General features: G+C 62.1%; 16 protein-coding genes. 5 read left to right on the top strand and 11 right to left on the bottom strand.

Features of this window, described 5'->3' with window-relative positions; genetic code table 11:
• Positions 1-147 precede the first annotated feature (147 nt).
• The 3 genes from LUN51_RS14180 (at position 148) to LUN51_RS14170 (ending at position 3783) form a co-directional block, all read left to right on the top strand.
• Positions 148-1995, top strand: coding sequence for a putative bifunctional diguanylate cyclase/phosphodiesterase (locus LUN51_RS14180; RefSeq protein ID WP_431355580.1), 1848 nt, complete (start codon positions 148-150; stop codon positions 1993-1995).
• 163 nt (positions 1996-2158) lie between these two features.
• Positions 2159-3031, top strand: coding sequence for a sugar nucleotide-binding protein (locus tag LUN51_RS14175; RefSeq protein ID WP_277811764.1), 873 nt, complete (start codon positions 2159-2161; stop codon positions 3029-3031).
• Positions 3028-3783 carry a lysophospholipid acyltransferase family protein gene (locus LUN51_RS14170; RefSeq protein ID WP_277811763.1) on the top strand — a complete coding sequence of 252 codons (756 nt, stop codon included), beginning with the start codon at positions 3028-3030 and terminating at the stop codon, positions 3781-3783. Before LUN51_RS14175 ends, LUN51_RS14170 begins: the two co-directional genes overlap by 4 nt.
• A 102-nt stretch (positions 3784-3885) precedes the next feature.
• Here LUN51_RS14170 and fabB read toward each other — a convergent pair whose 3' ends face one another.
• Entirely contained in the window at positions 3886-5103 is a 1218-nt protein-coding gene (fabB, locus tag LUN51_RS14165; protein ID WP_277811762.1) for a beta-ketoacyl-ACP synthase I, read from the bottom strand.
• 13 nt (positions 5104-5116) lie between these two features.
• Entirely contained in the window at positions 5117-5632 is a 516-nt protein-coding gene (gene fabA / locus LUN51_RS14160; RefSeq protein WP_277811761.1) for a 3-hydroxyacyl-[acyl-carrier-protein] dehydratase FabA, read from the bottom strand.
• A 211-nt stretch (positions 5633-5843) separates the two neighbouring features.
• Between fabA and LUN51_RS14155 the strand changes: the two genes are divergently transcribed.
• Positions 5844-7679, top strand: coding sequence for a putative bifunctional diguanylate cyclase/phosphodiesterase (locus LUN51_RS14155; protein WP_277811760.1), 1836 nt, complete (start codon positions 5844-5846; stop codon positions 7677-7679).
• Here LUN51_RS14155 and LUN51_RS14150 read toward each other — a convergent pair.
• The 9 genes from LUN51_RS14150 to LUN51_RS14110 all read right to left on the bottom strand — a co-directional run bounded on the left by LUN51_RS14150 (position 7648) and on the right by LUN51_RS14110 (position 15661).
• Positions 7648-8142: a DUF2878 domain-containing protein gene (locus tag LUN51_RS14150; RefSeq protein ID WP_277811759.1), complete on the bottom strand. Its 495-nt coding sequence runs from the start codon at positions 8140-8142 to the stop codon at positions 7648-7650. The genes LUN51_RS14155 and LUN51_RS14150 overlap by 32 nt on opposite strands.
• A 4-nt stretch (positions 8143-8146) precedes the next feature.
• On the bottom strand, positions 8147-9415 hold the full coding sequence (locus LUN51_RS14145; protein WP_277811758.1) for an SAM-dependent methyltransferase: 1269 nt from the start codon (positions 9413-9415) through the stop codon (positions 8147-8149).
• Positions 9412-10176, bottom strand: coding sequence for a DUF1365 domain-containing protein (locus LUN51_RS14140; RefSeq protein ID WP_277811757.1), 765 nt, complete (start codon positions 10174-10176; stop codon positions 9412-9414). The genes LUN51_RS14145 and LUN51_RS14140 overlap by 4 nt, the downstream gene beginning before the upstream one ends.
• Positions 10173-11501, bottom strand: coding sequence for an NAD(P)/FAD-dependent oxidoreductase (locus LUN51_RS14135; RefSeq protein ID WP_277811756.1), 1329 nt, complete (start codon positions 11499-11501; stop codon positions 10173-10175). The genes LUN51_RS14140 and LUN51_RS14135 overlap by 4 nt, the downstream gene beginning before the upstream one ends.
• Positions 11498-12289, bottom strand: a complete 792-nt coding sequence (locus LUN51_RS14130) for an SDR family NAD(P)-dependent oxidoreductase (protein ID WP_277811755.1) — start codon at positions 12287-12289, stop codon at positions 11498-11500. The genes LUN51_RS14135 and LUN51_RS14130 overlap by 4 nt, the downstream gene beginning before the upstream one ends.
• Positions 12290-12330: 41 nt before the next feature.
• Positions 12331-12777, bottom strand: coding sequence for a nuclear transport factor 2 family protein (locus LUN51_RS14125; RefSeq protein ID WP_277811754.1), 447 nt, complete (start codon positions 12775-12777; stop codon positions 12331-12333).
• Between the two features lie 48 nt (positions 12778-12825).
• The gene (gene phrB, locus LUN51_RS14120; protein WP_277811753.1) at positions 12826-14247 is read right to left on the bottom strand and encodes a deoxyribodipyrimidine photo-lyase; all 1422 of its coding nucleotides are present in this window, start codon (positions 14245-14247) and stop codon (positions 12826-12828) included.
• A 27-nt stretch (positions 14248-14274) separates the two neighbouring features.
• Positions 14275-15192, bottom strand: a complete 918-nt coding sequence (locus LUN51_RS14115; protein WP_075369389.1) for a MerR family transcriptional regulator — start codon at positions 15190-15192, stop codon at positions 14275-14277.
• A gap of 88 nt (positions 15193-15280) precedes the next feature.
• A complete protein-coding gene (locus tag LUN51_RS14110; protein WP_277811752.1) occupies positions 15281-15661 on the bottom strand; it encodes a sirohydrochlorin chelatase in 381 nt (126 codons plus the stop codon).
• Between the two features lie 174 nt (positions 15662-15835).
• On the opposite strand from LUN51_RS14110, the gene LUN51_RS14105 reads away from it, so the two are divergent.
• Positions 15836-16732, top strand: coding sequence for a TIGR01777 family oxidoreductase (locus tag LUN51_RS14105; protein WP_277811751.1), 897 nt, complete (start codon positions 15836-15838; stop codon positions 16730-16732).
• Positions 16733-16738: the final 6 nt, after the last annotated feature.

Below are 16738 nucleotides of genomic sequence, written 5' to 3'. Positions count from 1 at the left end.
ACGCCAGATGACAACGCCAGGCTGAGTCGGGCTGACATTTAGATGAATTCCTGCGTATGCCTTGAGTATGAAGTGAGCGAGATAGTGCGAGGGCGTCATCTGGTTTCATGATGCAGGCAACAGCATCTTTCGATGATGGAAAAGTGGATGGGCGGTTACGATGTCGTTTTTCGACGCTGGCTAATCTTGCGGTGTCATAAACTAGCGCGTCGGTGGCAACAGCTCAGGGCGAGATGGTCAGAGGCTCAAAGCGATAGTGTTCAGGACGATATTGAGCTCTTGCGCCGTCAGTATCTGGAGAGCGAACAGCGCTTCCGAGCTCTACTGGAGAGCCTGCCCAGAGTGGCGGTCCAGGGCTATGATCGCGAGCGCCGTGTGATCTACTGGAACGAGGCCAGCACCCGGCTATACGGTTATGGCGCCGCGGAGGCGCAGGGCCAATCGCTGGAAGAGTTGATTATCCCGGAGTCCATGCGTGAATCTGTGATTCAGGCGCATCGGGCTTGGGTGAGAGAAGGGGTCAACATCCCGGCGGAAGAGCTCGAGCTTCAGCACAAGAGTGGGGAGCCGGTTTCGGTCTTCTCTCATCACGTGATGCTTGGCGAACACACCGAGAATCCCCTGATGTTCTGTGTCGACGTGGATCTCTCGGCTCAGAAGCGGGCGTATCGCGAGCTGGATTTTGCCACGCGTTTCGATGCCCTGACGCGTCTGCCCAATCGCCAGACGTTCGAGGTGCAGCTGGACGAGGTCATCGTCGATTGTCGCCGACAGAGTGCCGGGATGATGCTGGTCTATCTGGATATCGACGACTTCGTGGCGATCAATGACGCCCTAAGCTATGAACAGGGTGATCGGCTGTTGGTCGAGTTGGCCCGGCGGCTGCATCGAGTGACGGAAGCGTCAGACATCATGTCGCGGCTCTCCGGCGATGAATTCGTCATCGCCTTCCCGATGTGTCAGCGCAAGGAAATGCTCTTGCAGCTGGTTCACAAGGTTCAAGAGGTTCTTCACTCTCCTTTTCTGTTGGATGGTTCTCGGCATCAGGTGACGGCCTGTCTGGGGATCAGCCTCTATCCGGACAACGGCAAAACGGCCAGCGAGCTGATCCGTAACGCTGACGTGGCCAAGAACCGGGCCAAGCTGGATGGTCGCGGTAGCGTATGGTTCTTCGACCAGCAGCTCCATGACCAACTGCTCTACCAGCACCGCCTTGTCGATCGGCTTACGAAGGCTTTGGATAACAGAGAGCTCTCTCTGCATTACCAGCCGCAGGTTTCTGCTGCGAGCGGGCGTATCGAGAATCTCGAGGCGCTACTGCGCTGGCAGCCGGCTGAGGGTTCACCGGTCTCACCGGCCGAGTTCATTCCCCTCGCCGAACGCTCTGACCTGATCCATCGTCTCGGTGATTGGGTCATGGAAACCGCCTGTCGACAGTGCGTGCTGTGGCGGGAGGCCGGATTGGTCGTCGGACGCATCGATATCAACTTCTCCGGTCGGCAGATAAGTCGGCCCGATGTTTTTCAGCACTTCGAGGATTGCCTGGCACGCCATGGCCTGGGCCCTCAAGATATAGGGTTGGAACTCACCGAGAATGTGCTCATCGAGGCCGATGACCGTATCCTGGAAGGCTTACGGAGGCTGCATGGCCTGGGCTTTCGCATCGCCATTGATGATTTCGGCACCGGCTACTCGTCGCTGAGTTATCTCAAGCACTTTCCGGTAACGGCACTCAAGATCGATCGTGCCTTCGTGCGGGATGCCCCGGATCAGCCCAAGGATCGCGCGATCATGGAGGCTGCGATCTTCATCGGCCACCGCCTGGGCCTGGAGGTCGTGGCCGAGGGGGTCGAGAATCGTGAGCAGCTCGCACTGGTCCGGGAGATGCGTTGCGACTTGGTTCAGGGGTTCTATTTCTTCCGTCCCATGCCCGCTCTGGCAATGGAACGTGTGCTGGGTGGTCTGGTAGCGGGGCACCCCGGGGTTTCGGGCTGAGTCTGTCGCCTGCTTGGCGTAGAATGTCAGCCTTGCGCATGACACGGCACGTCGCCGTGCGGCGGCAACGAAGATGACAGACAATACGGCGATGGGCGAGTATGTGCCCCTGCCGACGAGGTGGACGACGAATCGAGGAGACGAGCATGCGAAAGGAGAGGCCGTGAAGCTGCTGCTGGCGGATGCGGGACATTGCTTGAGTCTTGCGCTGGCGCGTGAGGCCAATAGACGTCGCGATACTCAACTGACCATCGTCGAGGAGACGCAAGTCGCGGCGGAGGCCTTGGCCGAGGCCCGGCCTGATGCGCTGATAGTGCCGCCATTATCGGCGCCGTCACGTTTGGCGCCCGCCGAGGTCATGGCCCATGTCGAAGCGGTCGACGCCAATCTCGCGCTGTGTCGGGAATACGATGTGCCGTTGATCTGGTGCGTGTCCGATGAACTCTATGAGGAGGGGGGCGACGGGCCGCTCGACGAGCATGTCATTCCGGCGCCACGAGATGACAGTTTGAAGCGCTTGATTGCGACCGGCGACCGGGTGCGTGAGTGTCTGCCTAGGCACCTCATAGTACGGCTGGGGCCGCTGTTCGCGCTTGGCGGGGCGCATGCCTGGTTGCCCGAGTTACTCGACACGCTGCTGGCGGGTGACGAAGTACGCGCCGCGGAAGACGTCATCCTGTGTCCGACCTCGGTCGATGCGGTGGCCATGGCGTTGATCGGCATGATGCAGCAGCAAGGTTGTGGCGCCGATGCTTGGGGCGCCTACCATCTAGCGGGTACCGAGCCGATCAGCCCGTATACGTTCGCCTCCGTCGTGCGCACATACCTCACCACGCATCTTGAACGGCAGGAGCGTGACGCGACATTAGGGACATTGCATGCCTTGCATCACCATCACGACCGTCCCTTGCGGCGGGTCCTGAACTGCCGCCGCGTGTTGGACGTTTTCGGTATCCATCAGAAGCCTTGGCGGCTCGAGCTGAGCCGCATGTTGGATGATTGGTGCCTGTTGCATGACAAGGAGTCGGCAACGTGAAGGTATTACGCAGTCTCGTATTTTATGCCGGCTACTTTCTGGCACTACTAATCAGCGGCCTAGTGTTGCTACCGGCCGCACCGTTCTTGCCGTTGTTTTCGCGTTTTCGGCTGCTGAATTTGTATAACCGTTTCATCGTGGGCTGGTTCGCCGTGTCCTGTGGGGTGCGTTATCACGTTAGCGGGCGCGAGAACGTGCCTGAGGGCCCCTGCGTGGTGCTCGCTAATCATCAAAGTGAGTGGGAAACCCTGTTCCTGCAGCTGCTCAAGGTTCCGGTGTGCACGGTGCTCAAGCGTGAGCTGCTCAATATGCCGGTCTTCGGCTGGGGGCTACGATTGATCAAACCTATCGCGCTGGATCGCTCGCGACCGTCGCGGGCCATGCGCATGGTGCTCGAGCAGGGCTCGCAGCGTTTGGCTGAGGGACTCTCGGTGCTGATCTTTCCCGAGGGCACTCGGGTGGCGCCAGGGCAACGGCGTCGCTACAACAAGAGTGGTGTAGTAATTGCTTGCCGCTCTGGTGTCCCGGTGTTGCCTGTGGCCCACAATGCCGGGGAACATTGGCCGGGACGGCATTGGGTCAAGAAGCCTGGACACTTGCATGTGGTGGTCGGCGAGCCGATCGATACGCAGGGGCGCGCGACCGACGAGGTGTTGGCCGAGGTAGAGCAGTGGATCGAAGCGCAGCTTCGCGAGATCTCCGCGGTACCGCGCCCCGAGGTTGAGGGCGAGCCCACTAAGGTGCCAGCCTGAGCTTCTGTCGACGATTGTGTGGTAGCATGCCAAAAAGGGGCGTCTCGTGAGAGACGCCCCTTTTTCGTGTTACCGGGAAACGCTCGGCGCTCAGGTCGCGGATCAGTCCCGGTAGCGCTGCAGCACCAGGCAGGCATTGGTGCCGCCGAACCCGAAGCTATTGGACAGCACGCGCTCGATGGCAACATTGTCGCGACGTTGCTCGACGATATCGAAGCCCTGGGCAGCATCGTCTAGCTCGCTGATGTTGGCCGAGGCGGCGATGAAGGCGTGTTCCATCATCAACAGCGAGTAGATGGTCTCCTGCACGCCGGTGGCGCCCAGCGAATGCCCGGTCAGCGATTTGGTGGAGCTCATCGCTGGCGTGGTATCGCCAAACACCTCGCGAACCGCCTTGAGCTCGGCGATGTCGCCCACCGGGGTGGAGGTGCCATGGGTATTGATATAGTCGATCGGACCGTCCACGTTCGCCATGGCTTGCCGCATGCAGCGTGCGGCACCCTCGCCCGAGGGTGCAACCATGTCGTAGCCATCGGAGGTGGCGCCATAGCCGACGATTTCGGCATAGATCTTGGCGCCACGTGCCTTGGCGTGTTCCAGCTCTTCGAGCACCAGCATGCCGCCACCGCCGGCGATGATGAAGCCATCGCGCGAGGCGTCATAGGGACGCGAGGCGGATTCAGGTGCGTCGTTATAGCTAGTCGAGAGCGCGCCCATGGCGTCGAACAGACAAGACAGCGTCCAATGCTCCTCCTCGCCGCCACCGGCAAAGACCACGTCCTGCTTGCCGAGCTGGATCTGCTCGACGGCACTGCCGATGCAGTGGGCCGAGGTCGCGCAGGCTGAGGAGATAGAGTAGTTGACGCCCTTGATCTTGAACGGCGTGGCGAGACAGGCGGAGACCGTGCTGCCCATGGTCCGCGTGACCCGGTAGGGACCGACGCGACGTAGGCCCTTCTCGCGCAGGACGTCGGCGGCTTCGACCTGGTTGGCGCTGGACGCGCCGCCGGAGCCAGCGATCAGGCCGGTACGCTCGTTGGAGATATCGCTTTCGTCGAGGCCAGCATCGCGGATCGCCTGTTCCATCGAGACATAGGCGAATGCCGCAGCATCGCCCATGAAGCGACGCAGCTTACGGTCGATTAAAGTATCGAGATCAATATCGATGACACCGGCCACATGGCTACGGAAACCACGTTCGGCGTATTCTTCTTTGAAACGAATACCCGAGCGCCCGTTGCGCAGTGCGTCCAGTACCTGGTGCTGGTCATTGCCGAGGCAAGACACGATGCCTTGGCCGGTGACTACCACTCGTCGCATGGAAGCCTCCTGATCAGAAATTCGCGGTGGAGGTAAACAAGCCAACGCGCAAATCGTTGGCCTGATAGATATCGCGACCGTCGACCGAGACGGTGCCGTCGGCAATCCCTAGTATCAACCGCCGGGTAATGATCCGCTTGAGGTTGATCCGGTAGGTGACCTTGGCGGCATCGGGCATGATCTGGCCAGAGAACTTGACCTCGCCACAGCCCAAGGCGCGCCCGCGGCCAGGATGGCCCAGCCAGCCGAGGTAGAAGCCGACCAGTTGCCACATGGCATCCAGACCCAGGCAGCCAGGCATGACCGGGTCGCCGGGGAAGTGGCAATCGAAGAACCACAGGTCGGGGTGGATATCCAGTTCGGCGATGAGCTCGCCCTTGTCGTACTCGCCTCCGCCCTCCTGGATCTGCGTGATGCGGTCGAGCATCAGCATGTTGGGGGCCGGCAGCTGGGCGTTGCCCGGGCCGAAAAGCTCGCCCTGGCTGCATGCCAGCAGTTCTTCGTAGCTGAAAGAATGTTGCTTGGTCACTGAGTCTTTCCGAGAGTCGAAATTGTGGTGCGTCGCAGAGCACGAACACCTTAGTCTACTGGCAGTGCCGAATGAATGCACGCTGGGCTAGCCTACCGGGCGCGCGTTATGGGTGCAATCCGCGGATGGGTGCGGGTTGCGCCGGTCGCAAGAGAAGGGGCATGATGCCTGCACCTTCACGAACCTCTATTGATTGAGCCGCTAATTCACCATGTGGTCCGTCTTTACGCTCAACCGTCCCTTGGTATGGACGGGCATTGCTGCCATGGCCTCCATGAGCCTGTTGCCGACGCTAATGCTGCGCCTGGCGGCTTTGGTGATCGTAACCATTGGCGCCCTGGATGCCTGGCGGCAGATTCGTCTAGAGGCGACCCGTCGTCGGCTGACCGAAGCGGCGCTCACGCTCTCCCCCGATGGCGTGGTTATTTCCAACTCCCACAATCGCATCGAGGCGGTCAATCCGGCCTTTACGCACATCACCGGCTACAGTGATGACGAGATACGCGGCCTCGATCCATCGGTGCTCTCCTCCGGGCGCCATGACAAGGCTTTCTACGAACATTATTGGCAGACCCTCAATGCCACCGGGCAGTGGGAAGGGGAAGTCTGGAACCAGCGCAAGCATGGCGATCAATTCCCCGAATGGCTGCGTGTGCGGGCGGTCGCAGATGACAAGGGGCGTGTCACGCATTACGTGGGATTGTTCACCGATATCACTCGTCACAAGGCACGTGAGCAGGATTTGCAACGTATCGGCTTCGAGGACCCGTTGACCGGCTTACCCAATCGCCGACGTCTGCATGATTTGTTGGCCTCGCGCTTGCAGCGACTGCGAGCAGGCGAGGGATTGGATATCGCGTTGATCGATATCGATGGCTTCAAGGCCGTCAATGACACCATGGGCGTCGACAAGGGCGATCGCCTGCTATCACGCTTCGGGCAACGGCTCGACGCCTTTGTCGCCGGAGGGGTGGTAGGGCGCCTGGGCGGCGACGAGTTCATGGTCATTCGCACCACGACTTATGATGATCACGAACAATGGGTGGAAGGGCTACGCGGGCATCTTAGCGAACCGTTCGAAATCGGTGACAAACCCCTTCGCCTGGGGCTGACCATCGGCACTTGCCGGGCGCCCGAAGACGGGCGTGATCCCGGCGTGCTGTTCCAGCGTCTCGAGTCGGCACTCTATGCCGCCAAGCGCCACGGGCGTAACCATAGTCAACGCTTCCGTCCTTCGCTGGAAGTCGCGGGGGATCCTCAACTCGAGCTGCTCAACGAGCTTCGCCAAGCCCTGGCGCACGGTACGCAACTCGAGCTTTTCTACCAGACCCAGCACTATCTCGACGACGGCCGTCTGGCCGGCATGGAAGCCCTGCTGCGCTGGTATCATCCCACGCATGGCATGATTTCGCCGGCGACGTTCATCCCTTTGGCCGAACGCCACGGTTTGATGGCGTCGCTGGGCGATTGGGTGATCGATCACGCCTGTGCGCAGTTGTCGACCTGGCGCCAGCAAGGGTTATCGTTCGTGCCAGTGTGGATCAATATCTCTGCGGTGCAGCTAATCCAGGGCGATCTTGAGTCCCGGTTGTCTGCCAGTTTGTCCAAGCACAACGTGCCTGCGGCCATGCTGGGACTGGAACTGACCGAGTCGGTACTGCTCGACGAGCGCGCTGGGGACATATCGACGCGTCTCGTCGCGCTGCGTGACAAAGGGCATCCGATTGCCATCGACGACTTCGGCACCGGCTATTCATCGATGGCCTATCTCAAGCAGTTGCCGGTGGATAAGCTCAAGCTCGACCGTGCCTTCGTGCGTGCCCTGCCCGACGATAGCGCCGATGCTGCTATCACCTCGGCAGTGCTCGCCATGGCTCGCGGCCTTGGGCTGGACGTGGTCGCCGAAGGGGTGGAAACCGAGGCGCAGCGGGATTATCTGCGTGCAGAGGGTTGTGCCATGGTGCAAGGCTTCCTCTATGCCCGCCCCGAACGGGTCACCGATGTCGAGAGGCGGCTCAAGGGCGATCTCGAGGTGTCACTTTCCTGAGCGCCAACCATCCGCATAGACTGCTCCACACTACGGCCTGCACCGCCACAGCCCAAGGCGCCAGTTCGACATCCGCCAGGCGTGCACCCCCCAGGTAGGAACTCGGCCCACCGAGCGCCCCGCCAAGCATCGCCAGCCACGGGTGCGACCATAGCCAAGCGAGTGAATGGTGAATGGTGGTCGCGAATAGCGGCCAGAGCAGCCACAGCCATAGCGGCAGTACCGGAGTGAGTTCCGATCCATCGGTAAAGCGTAAACCGCCGAGCAACGTCAGCGTGCCGTCCACGCCCGCGCCGAGTAGCGTGAATCCCGCCAGCCAGCGCCACTCTCCCGGTATGCCCAGCCACCGCAGGTGACACGTCACGATTACCGTGACCGTGAGCAAGGCCCAGGGCGTACCACCGAGCACGCAGGCTAGCCAGCCGACTTGAAACGCGAGCGCGTTTAAAATCTTGCCAAGCATGGCGTCAAGGTGCGCCGGTGAGCGGTGCGCGCCGGCTGCCAGGTTTGGCCAGTAGCCACTGCGAGGCGCCGATGGTGCGCTCGCGGAAGCCGCCTTCGCAGTAGCACAGATAATAGCGCCACATGCGGATGAAGCGTTCGTCATAGCCGAGACTACGAACGCGCTCGAGGCTGGATTCGAAGCGCTGGCGCCATTCGCAAAGCGTACGCGCATAATGTGCCCCGATCTCGTCGAGGATGAGTACGTTGAGTTGCGTGCGCCGCGCGATGCTTTCCAGCATCGCCTGGTGGGAAGGCAGGAAACCGCCAGGAAAGATGTAACGCTTGATGAAGTCGACCTCGCGCTTGGCTGCTTCATAGCGCTGGTCGCGAATGGTGATGGCCTGAATCAGCGCCAAGCCGTCGTCATCGAGTAGACTGTCGACGGTGGCCAGATAAGTGTCCAGGTACTGATGCCCCACTGCCTCGATCATTTCCACCGATACCAGGCGGTCGTAACGCCCCTCGAGGTCGCGATAATCGCGCTTGAGTAGGGTGATGCGATCCTCGAGGCCGGCTTCGCGTATGCGCAGCGCAGTATGCGCGTACTGCGCCTCGGAAATGGTCGTGGTGGTGACGCGGCAGCCTCGGGTGCGTGCCGCGTACAGTGCCAGCCCGCCCCAGCCGGTGCCGATCTCCAACAGGTGATGTTCGGGGCCAACATCCAGCTTGTCGAGAATGAGCTCCAGCTTGTATGTCGACGCGTCTTCCAGGCTAGCTTCGGGGCGTGGAAAGATGGCGCTGGAGTAAAGCCAGTGCTCGCGATCGAGGAACGTCTCGAAGAGGTCATTGCCGAGGTCGTAATGCGCGGCTACATGGCGTCGGGCGCGACCAGAGGTATTGCGTTGTAGGGATTGGAGAGTACTGAGCACACTATGCGCCAATCGTGCGGGGCCTTTCTCCAGACGTTCGTTGACGTGCTCCAGGTTGCGCGCGAGCAAACGAATCAGCGCGACCAGGTCATCGCAGTGCCAGTCACCGTCCATATAGGTTTCCCCGGCCGCGACGCTGCCCCCCAGCGCAATGCGTCGCCAGACTCGGTCATGATGTACCTGCAGGCGTACCGTGAGTGGTCCACCCTGGCCGAGACGATGAGTGCGTCCGGCTTCCTCGATGATGAGCACGCCGCCCTCTATGGTCGACAGCTGACGCAGCAGGCGTGGCTTGAGCCAACGTGCTATGCGCGCACCGAGCGTGCTGGCAGGCGTCTTGGTGGCGGAACGGGTCGTCGTCACGGGCGTGTCTCCTCGCCACGGGGATGGGAAAAGAGTGGCACGCGCTTCAGCCATAGACGCAATGCCTCGAAATGAATGCCGGCCAGCGTCTTGAGGCTCATCCAAGGGGCCCGTGCCAGGGCGGCAAGCCACGCGCGCCGTCCCGCTGGTGCGAAATGCAGGCTCAGCGTGGCATCGAAATGGCGCGTGTCCTCGCGCCATGCCTCCATGTGCATCAGCAGGTGCTCGCTTGGTGTGTTGAAGCGCCAGCGATAGCGCATGTCCATGGGGTTGAACGGCGAGACATGCAGCGCCTTGTCGAAATACGCGGCATGGACATGGCGCGTCGGCGTCACTCGGTAGGCATAGACCTGGCGCTCCCGCCACGGCGTATTGGTGACTTCGCCGAGAATGGCGCACAGACGCTCGTCTCGGTCGTAGGCGTAATACAGCGTGATGGGGTTGAAGAGCACCCCGCAGAGGCGCAGCTGGGTCAGCATGCGAATCGGGCCGTCGGGTGCTTCGCCCAGCTCGTGGCGAAGTCGCTGCCGCACCGCCGTCTTGAGCGGCAGATGCGTGGGCCCCAGATAATCCTCGCGGCGAAAGCGCGCCAGCGCAGCACGTCGTGCACTGAATCCCGGCAGCGGATCGAAGAGTTCGGGTAGCTCGTCCAAGTCGAGCCAGGCCATCCACACGCGGTAGGTGAAACGGTGCGTTCGCGGCGTGAATCGCCGATGGCGCAGTTCGCCCAAGGCTACCCGGCTATGCAAGGGGGCGCTCATGCCTGGACTCCTTCAGGTACTGCGGTTGCCGGTGAGAGAGACCCTTGCAGGACACCGAATTCATCGCAGCCCAGTGCACGGGCCACGCGCAGCGCGCTCCAGACGCCGTCTTCGTGGAAACCGTGGCGCCAGTACGCGCCACAGAAATGCGTGCGCTGGTGCGGACCGGAGATTTCCGCATGACGCTGCTGGGCAGCGGCACCCGCCAGCGTGAAGCAGGGGTGACGATAGACGAAGCGCTGAAGCATGCACTCGGGGGCGATGGCGTCGCTGTCGTTGAGCGTCACGCAGAAACGCGTCGCGCCTGTCAGATGCTGGAGGCGGTTCATGTCGTAGGTCACCGAGACGCGGGCGTCGTCCTGGCGTCCATCGATGCGATAGTTCCAGCTTGCCCAGGCGCGGCGCCGTCGTGGCAGCATTCGGGTATCGGTATGCAAGACAACATCATTGTCCTGATAAGGCAGGGCATCGAGGATCTGTCGTTCTGCTTGACTAGGGGCGCTGAGCATCGCCAGTGCCTGGTCGCTGTGGCAGGCGAGCACCACCTGATCGAAACGCTCCCGCCCTTGGGGCGTGGTCAGTGTCACGCCCGTTGCATCGCGATCGATACTCCGCACCGGGCAGGCCAAGCGGACGCGCTGAGCATAGGCGGCCGTCAGCGGGGCTATGTAGCGTCGTGCGCCGCCCACTAGCGTGTACCACTGAGGGCGATTATGCACCGACAGCAACCCATGATGATGAAAGAAACGCACGAAGGATGTCAGCGGGAAATTCGCCATGTCGCGTTCGCTGGCGGACCAGATAGCGGCACCCATGGGCAGCAGGTAACGGCGCCGGAAAGCCTCGCCGTAGCCACCCCGCGCCAGGTACTCGCCCAGCGTCATGCCCTCCGGCAAGGTGCCGTGTGATAGGTCGCGTACCGCGTGGCGATTGAAGCGCAGGATATCGCGCAGCATTCTGTGAAAGCCGGGGCGCAGTAGATTACGACGCTGGGCGAACAGAGTATCGAGGGTATGGCCGTTATATTCGAAGTCCTCGTGCGTGGCATGCACCGAAAAGCTCATTTCGGTGGCTTGTGCGGTCACGCCCAACTGTGCAAGCAAGCGCTGAAAGTGTGGATAGGTGCGGTCGTTGAAGACAATGAAACCGGTGTCGATGGCATGCCGGTGCCCGTCCAGCTCGACATCCACGGTCGCAGTGTGGCCACCGAGGTGCTCGTTGGCCTCGAACAGTGTCACCTCGTGGCGTTGCGAGAGGTAATGGGCGGCGGCCATGCCGGCAATGCCGCCGCCGACCACCGCGATGCGTGAGGCGGGCACGTTCACGGTCGACCCTCTTCGGCGGTGTTACGGGTCAAGAGACGCCCGAGCCGATGACGTAGCGCAGGCGGCAGGATGCCCGCCAGCTTGACCAGCAAGGTGAAGCGGCGCGGGAAGTGAATGTCCAGCACGCGTTTTTCCAGGCCGCTTAGTATGGCCTCGACGGCGGTATCGACCTCGACGCGCATGGGCATGGGGAAGTCGTTGCGCTCGGTTAGCGGTGTGCGCACGAATCCGGGGTGTATGACGCTGACATCGATGCCTTCCGCCGCCAGGTCGAGTCGCAGGGAGGTGAGGAAGTAGCTGATCGCGGCCTTGGAAGCGCCGTAAGCTTCGGCGCGTGGCAGTGGAAAATACGCCGAAGCGCTGGAAACGGCGGCCAGCTGCGGACGCTGCGTGCCATGGCGAGCGCGGCGCAGTAGCGGCAATGCCGCATCGATGGCATACAGGGTGCCGTGCAGGTTGGTGGCGAGCACGCGCTCGATCAGGTCGACGTCGAAGTGGCGAGCATCCAGATACTCGCAGGTGCCGGCATTGAGCAGTGCCAGCTCGAGCCCACCGAAGACGGCTTCGATCCTTGCTCCGGCCTCACTGACCGACGCGCGGTCAGTGAGATCGGCGGGGACCACCAGGGCATTCTCGAAAGGGGCGGCGAGTGCCTCCAGGGTGTCGCGTCGACGTGCGGTCAGGGCTACGCGGTGCCCGTCTTGCAACAACCGCTTGGCAAGGGCTTCACCGATGCCGGAGGTGGCGCCGGTCAGCCAGATACGTCGGGGTGCCGTTGGGGTCGCCATGGGCTCTCCTCTAGATGCCGAGCGCACGTGGTGCGGGATACCTAGCGCAAGTGGCTCGCCGGATCCACGCGCCGCTTGAGCCAGCGAATCACCGCCCCGAGCAGGGGCAGGTGTTCGTAAAGCATTGCACCGGCATCGAAATAATCACGATGCCGACAGACCCGGTCACCACGAAACGTCAACTGCGAGCATCCCGCGATACGCAGAGGCCGTCCTCGAGCGAGACGGGGATGCGTCAGGTGAAGCGTCCACGCCACGAAGGCGTCGTCGCCCTCACGCTGACGGCGAGTCACCTCGAACCGGCATGCCTGAACATTGGCCAGCATGTCCGCGTAATAACGCATCAGGACTTCGCGGCCCTCGATGTGATGTAACGGGTCGGTGAATGCTACATCGTCAGTGTAGAGGTTTTTGAGAGACTCTGTACACCTTTTGTCCAATTTATCGAAGACATGACAAAAGGTCGCCAATGCGGTGTCTTGGCTCATGCTGTCCTCCGAAAAGGGCGTGGGGCTGTGGCTTGCGCTTGGGGTGGGTTACGTCGTCAGTGACTTGAAGGCGTCCAGCGCGCGTTGACGTGCTGCCTTGTGGTCGACGATGGGTGTGGCATAGCCGGTCCGGCGGCGTTGCGACTCGTCGGGGAAAAAGCGTGACTTGACGGGGAGCTCGGCCAGTTCGGGGAGCCATTGCGCGATGAATCGCCCCTCGGGGTCGAAACGTTCCGCCTGCGTGGTGGGATTGAAGATACGGAAATAGGGCGCGGCGTCGGTGCCAGTGGAGGCGGCCCACTGCCAGCCGCCATTGTTGGAGGCGAAGTCGCCATCGATGAGATGCCGCATGAAGAAGGCCTCGCCGCGACGCCAGTCGATCAGCAAGTGCTTGGACAAGAACATCGCCACCACCATGCGCAAGCGATTGTGCATCCATCCACAATGGACGAGCTGGCGCATTGCGGCGTCGACCAGGGGATAGCCTGTACGCCCTTCGCACCAAGCCTGAAACCCCGCGTCATCGTCGCGCCAGGCCAAGGCCTTTGTATGCGACTGAAAGGGGCAGTGGCGATTGATGTCGGGAAAGCTGGCGGCGATATGCAGATAGAACTCGCGCCAGACCAATTCATTGGCCCAGGCGGTGAGGCCGGCATCGCCGTCGGCCAGGTGGCCCTCGTTGTTGCTCATCACCGCGTGCAGGCACTGGCGATGCGAGATCATGCCCAGCGCCAGGTAGGGCGACAGTTCGCTGGTGCCGGGGAGTGCGGGGAAATCTCGCTGGCGCTTGTAATGATGGCCGCGAAAACGCAGGAAGCGTTCGAGGCGGTCGCCGGCTTCGTCCTGTCCCGCGGGCCACAGACTCGGGTCGAGTGGCGCGTCGGCCATCGCCTCGAGATCACGAGAAGGCGGCGGGTCGGCGTCGATAGCCAGTTGGGCTTGGGGCTCAGGTTCTTCCACCAAGGCGATGCGGCGTGACGCCAACTGGCGATGCCAAGCCTTGGCGAACGGCGTGAACACGCTATATGGCTCGCCCTTGCCGGTGAGCAGCTCGCCGGGGGCGTAGGCGACGGCATCGGTATGGCCCCATACTGCCAGCCCGTTCGCCTGGAAGGCAGATTCCACTGCCGCATCGCGGCGGGACTCGTTGAGAGGATATTCGCGATTGAAGTGCAGCGCGCTGGCGCCATGAGTGCGCGCCAGTTCGAGCAGTGCTGCGGGTGCCTCGTCGTAGGTCGCGATGCGTCGTTGCAGCAAGGGGATATTGAGACCGGCCAGGTGCTCACGAAGCGCTGCTGCGCCACGCAGCCAGAAGTCCACCTTGTTGGCGCCGTGGTCGTGATGTTGCCACTGCGGAAAGCTGATCAAGAAAACGGCGATTACCGGTCCGCGTTCGGCGGCGGCATGCAAGGCGCGGTTATCGAAGGTTCGCAGGTCGCTGCGGAACCACATCAATTGCACATCGGACATGGCCCATCCCTGGCGCAGGTGTAAGGGTTAGCGTCCCAGCAGCCCATGCAGGCGGCTGAGCGCGGCGGGTAATTCGTTGCCGAGCGTGGCGACCTGGGTGTTTTCCAGTTCCGCACCGCGGATGCGTGCCACGGGGCCAACTAAGCACAGCGGCATCTCGAGTTGCTCCGCCAAGCGCGGCAACTGACGCCGAATGAGATCGCTGCGCTCGGCATATCCGCTAGTCATGAGCACGGCGTCTGCCTTGAAGCGTTCCGCGGCCAGCGGCAACTCGTTGAGCGGCAGGTCGGTATCCAGCCATTCGACCCGAAATCCCGAGGCAGACGCGACCAGCGCCAAAAGCAACAGGCGCAAAAGGTCGCGCTCCTCGGGCAGGCGCAATAGCAGTAGACGCGCCCCCCGTGAGGCTTGGTTGGCGTGGTAAAGGCGAATGCCGACCCGCGTGCGCAAGAAGCTTTCCAGCAAGCGGCGCTGCAACTCGGCACCGAACTGATCGCTCCAGCGTTCCTCGAGTTGATCGATCACCGGCTGCCATAACTCGGTCACGCACAAACCCGCGGGATAAAGCGCCATGCTGCGACTGAACAGGGCCTCCAGCGTATCGTTATCCAGCGCGTCGACGGCCTGCAGCAGTTGCTGGCGTTGGCTTTCCCAGTCGCTGATGTCTGGCGGTGGGGCATCATTGGCTGTGGGCTCGGCCTGCTCGAGCAGATCGCGTACTTGGCTGACGGGAACACCCCGGTTTAGCCATTGCAGAATGCGTTCGACGCGGCGTATGTCCTCGCGTGCGTAGAGACGGTGTCCCTTTGGGGTACGCTGCGGGCGAATCAGGCCGTAGCGACGCTCCCAGGCGCGCAAGGTCACGGAATTGACGCCGGTCAGCCGTGAAACCTCGCGGATCGGGTACAGCGGCGAACTGGCCGGATCCATCGCCTGTTCACTCATGCGCTTAGGTGCCTCCTGTGAATCTTGCCACTTAGCATGGGGGATGAAGTTGTACATCGCAATAGTTCTGTACAATCTCCATTACGGCCTATCTTTCCAGCGACGCCTCTACGCGGGCCGTCACGATGCCCGCCAATGCTTCGACGAAGGCGGGGTGCTGGCCCACGGGGTCGAGCAGCGTCAGTGCCGCCTGGGGATATTGCCCGCGCAATGCCTCAAGCTGGGCTGGTACGTCCTGACGCAGGTGACGTCCGGCGGCGAAAAACAGTGGCAAGATGTCGAGGCGTCGATGGCCTTGGTCATAAAGTTCGGCGACTCGGGTTTCCAGCGAGGGTTCACTTAGTTCCATATAGGCGATGACAGCGGGGGTTTCGAGGCGTGCGCGCAGGTCGTGTTCGAGCGTCTCGAAAGGCGCGCGCCAGCGCGCATCGCTGGAGCCATGGGCAAGTAATATCAAAGCGTGGCTCATCGAGCAATCTCCTATGGTATTTGGCGTGGCGCCTTGCGTGGCGCCTTGCGTGGCGACGACAGCCGCGTGGCGGGTGGCCATGAGCTATGCTGTTCGCTCAGGCCAATACATATTTACCTGGACAACTCTAGCAAACTGTACAACGGTCGTATAATACGTATTCGGAGAGTCATCATGCGCATACTGATCACCGGCGGTAGCGGTTTCGTCGGACGGCTGCTTTGCCATCGTCTACATGAGGCTGGCCATCGGTTGCTAGTGGTATCGCGCTCGCCCGCCCGGGCGCAAACGCATCTGCCCGAGGGCATCGAGATCCGCGAGTCGGTCATGGCATTTGCAGAAGACGCCCCCGAGGCGATCGTCAACCTCGCTGGCGAGCCCATTGCCGACAAGCGCTGGAGCGAGGCGCAGAAAAAGCGTTTGCTCGAATCGCGGCTGAACATCACGCGCGAGCTGGTGGCGTTGTGCGAGCGTCTGGAGACGCCGCCGAGGGTCATGGTCTCCGGGTCGGCCATGGGCTTTTACGGCGATCAAGGAGAGCGCGACGTCACCGAGCAGACGCCGCCCACCGATGAGTTCGCCCATCGCCTGTGCGCGCAATGGGAATCGGCGGCGCGGGCGGCCGAACCGCTGGGTGTGCGGGTCGCGCTGTTGCGTACCGGGCTGGTGCTCGATGCCGGTGGTGGCACGCTGAGCAAGCTGCTCCCGCCTTTCCGGCTGGGTCTCGGTGGTCGTCTGGGGAGTGGGCGTCAGTACATGCCGTGGATTCATCGCGAGGATCTAGTGCGCATCGTGCTGTTGTTGCTCGAGCGGGATGACCTCGAGGGGCCTTTCAATGCTTCTGCGCCGCACCCCGTCACCAATGCCGACTTCACGCGTACCTTGGCGCATCATCTGCATCGTCCTGCACTGATGAAGGTGCCCGCTAGCTTGCTGCGGCTGGCCCTGGGCGAGATGTCACGCTTGTTGCTGACCGGCGCCCGTATGCGCCCCGCGCGCCTCGAGGCGGCGGGGTTCACGTTTCACTATCCGACGCTGGACAGCGCCCTGAAGGCGATTCTCGGACGCTAACGCGCG

The organism is Chromohalobacter canadensis, assembly GCF_029544075.1.
Classification (GTDB): domain Bacteria; phylum Pseudomonadota; class Gammaproteobacteria; order Pseudomonadales; family Halomonadaceae; genus Chromohalobacter; species Chromohalobacter canadensis_A.
Note: the sequence above shows the minus strand (reverse complement) of the source record. Positions and strands in the feature narration are given on the sequence as shown.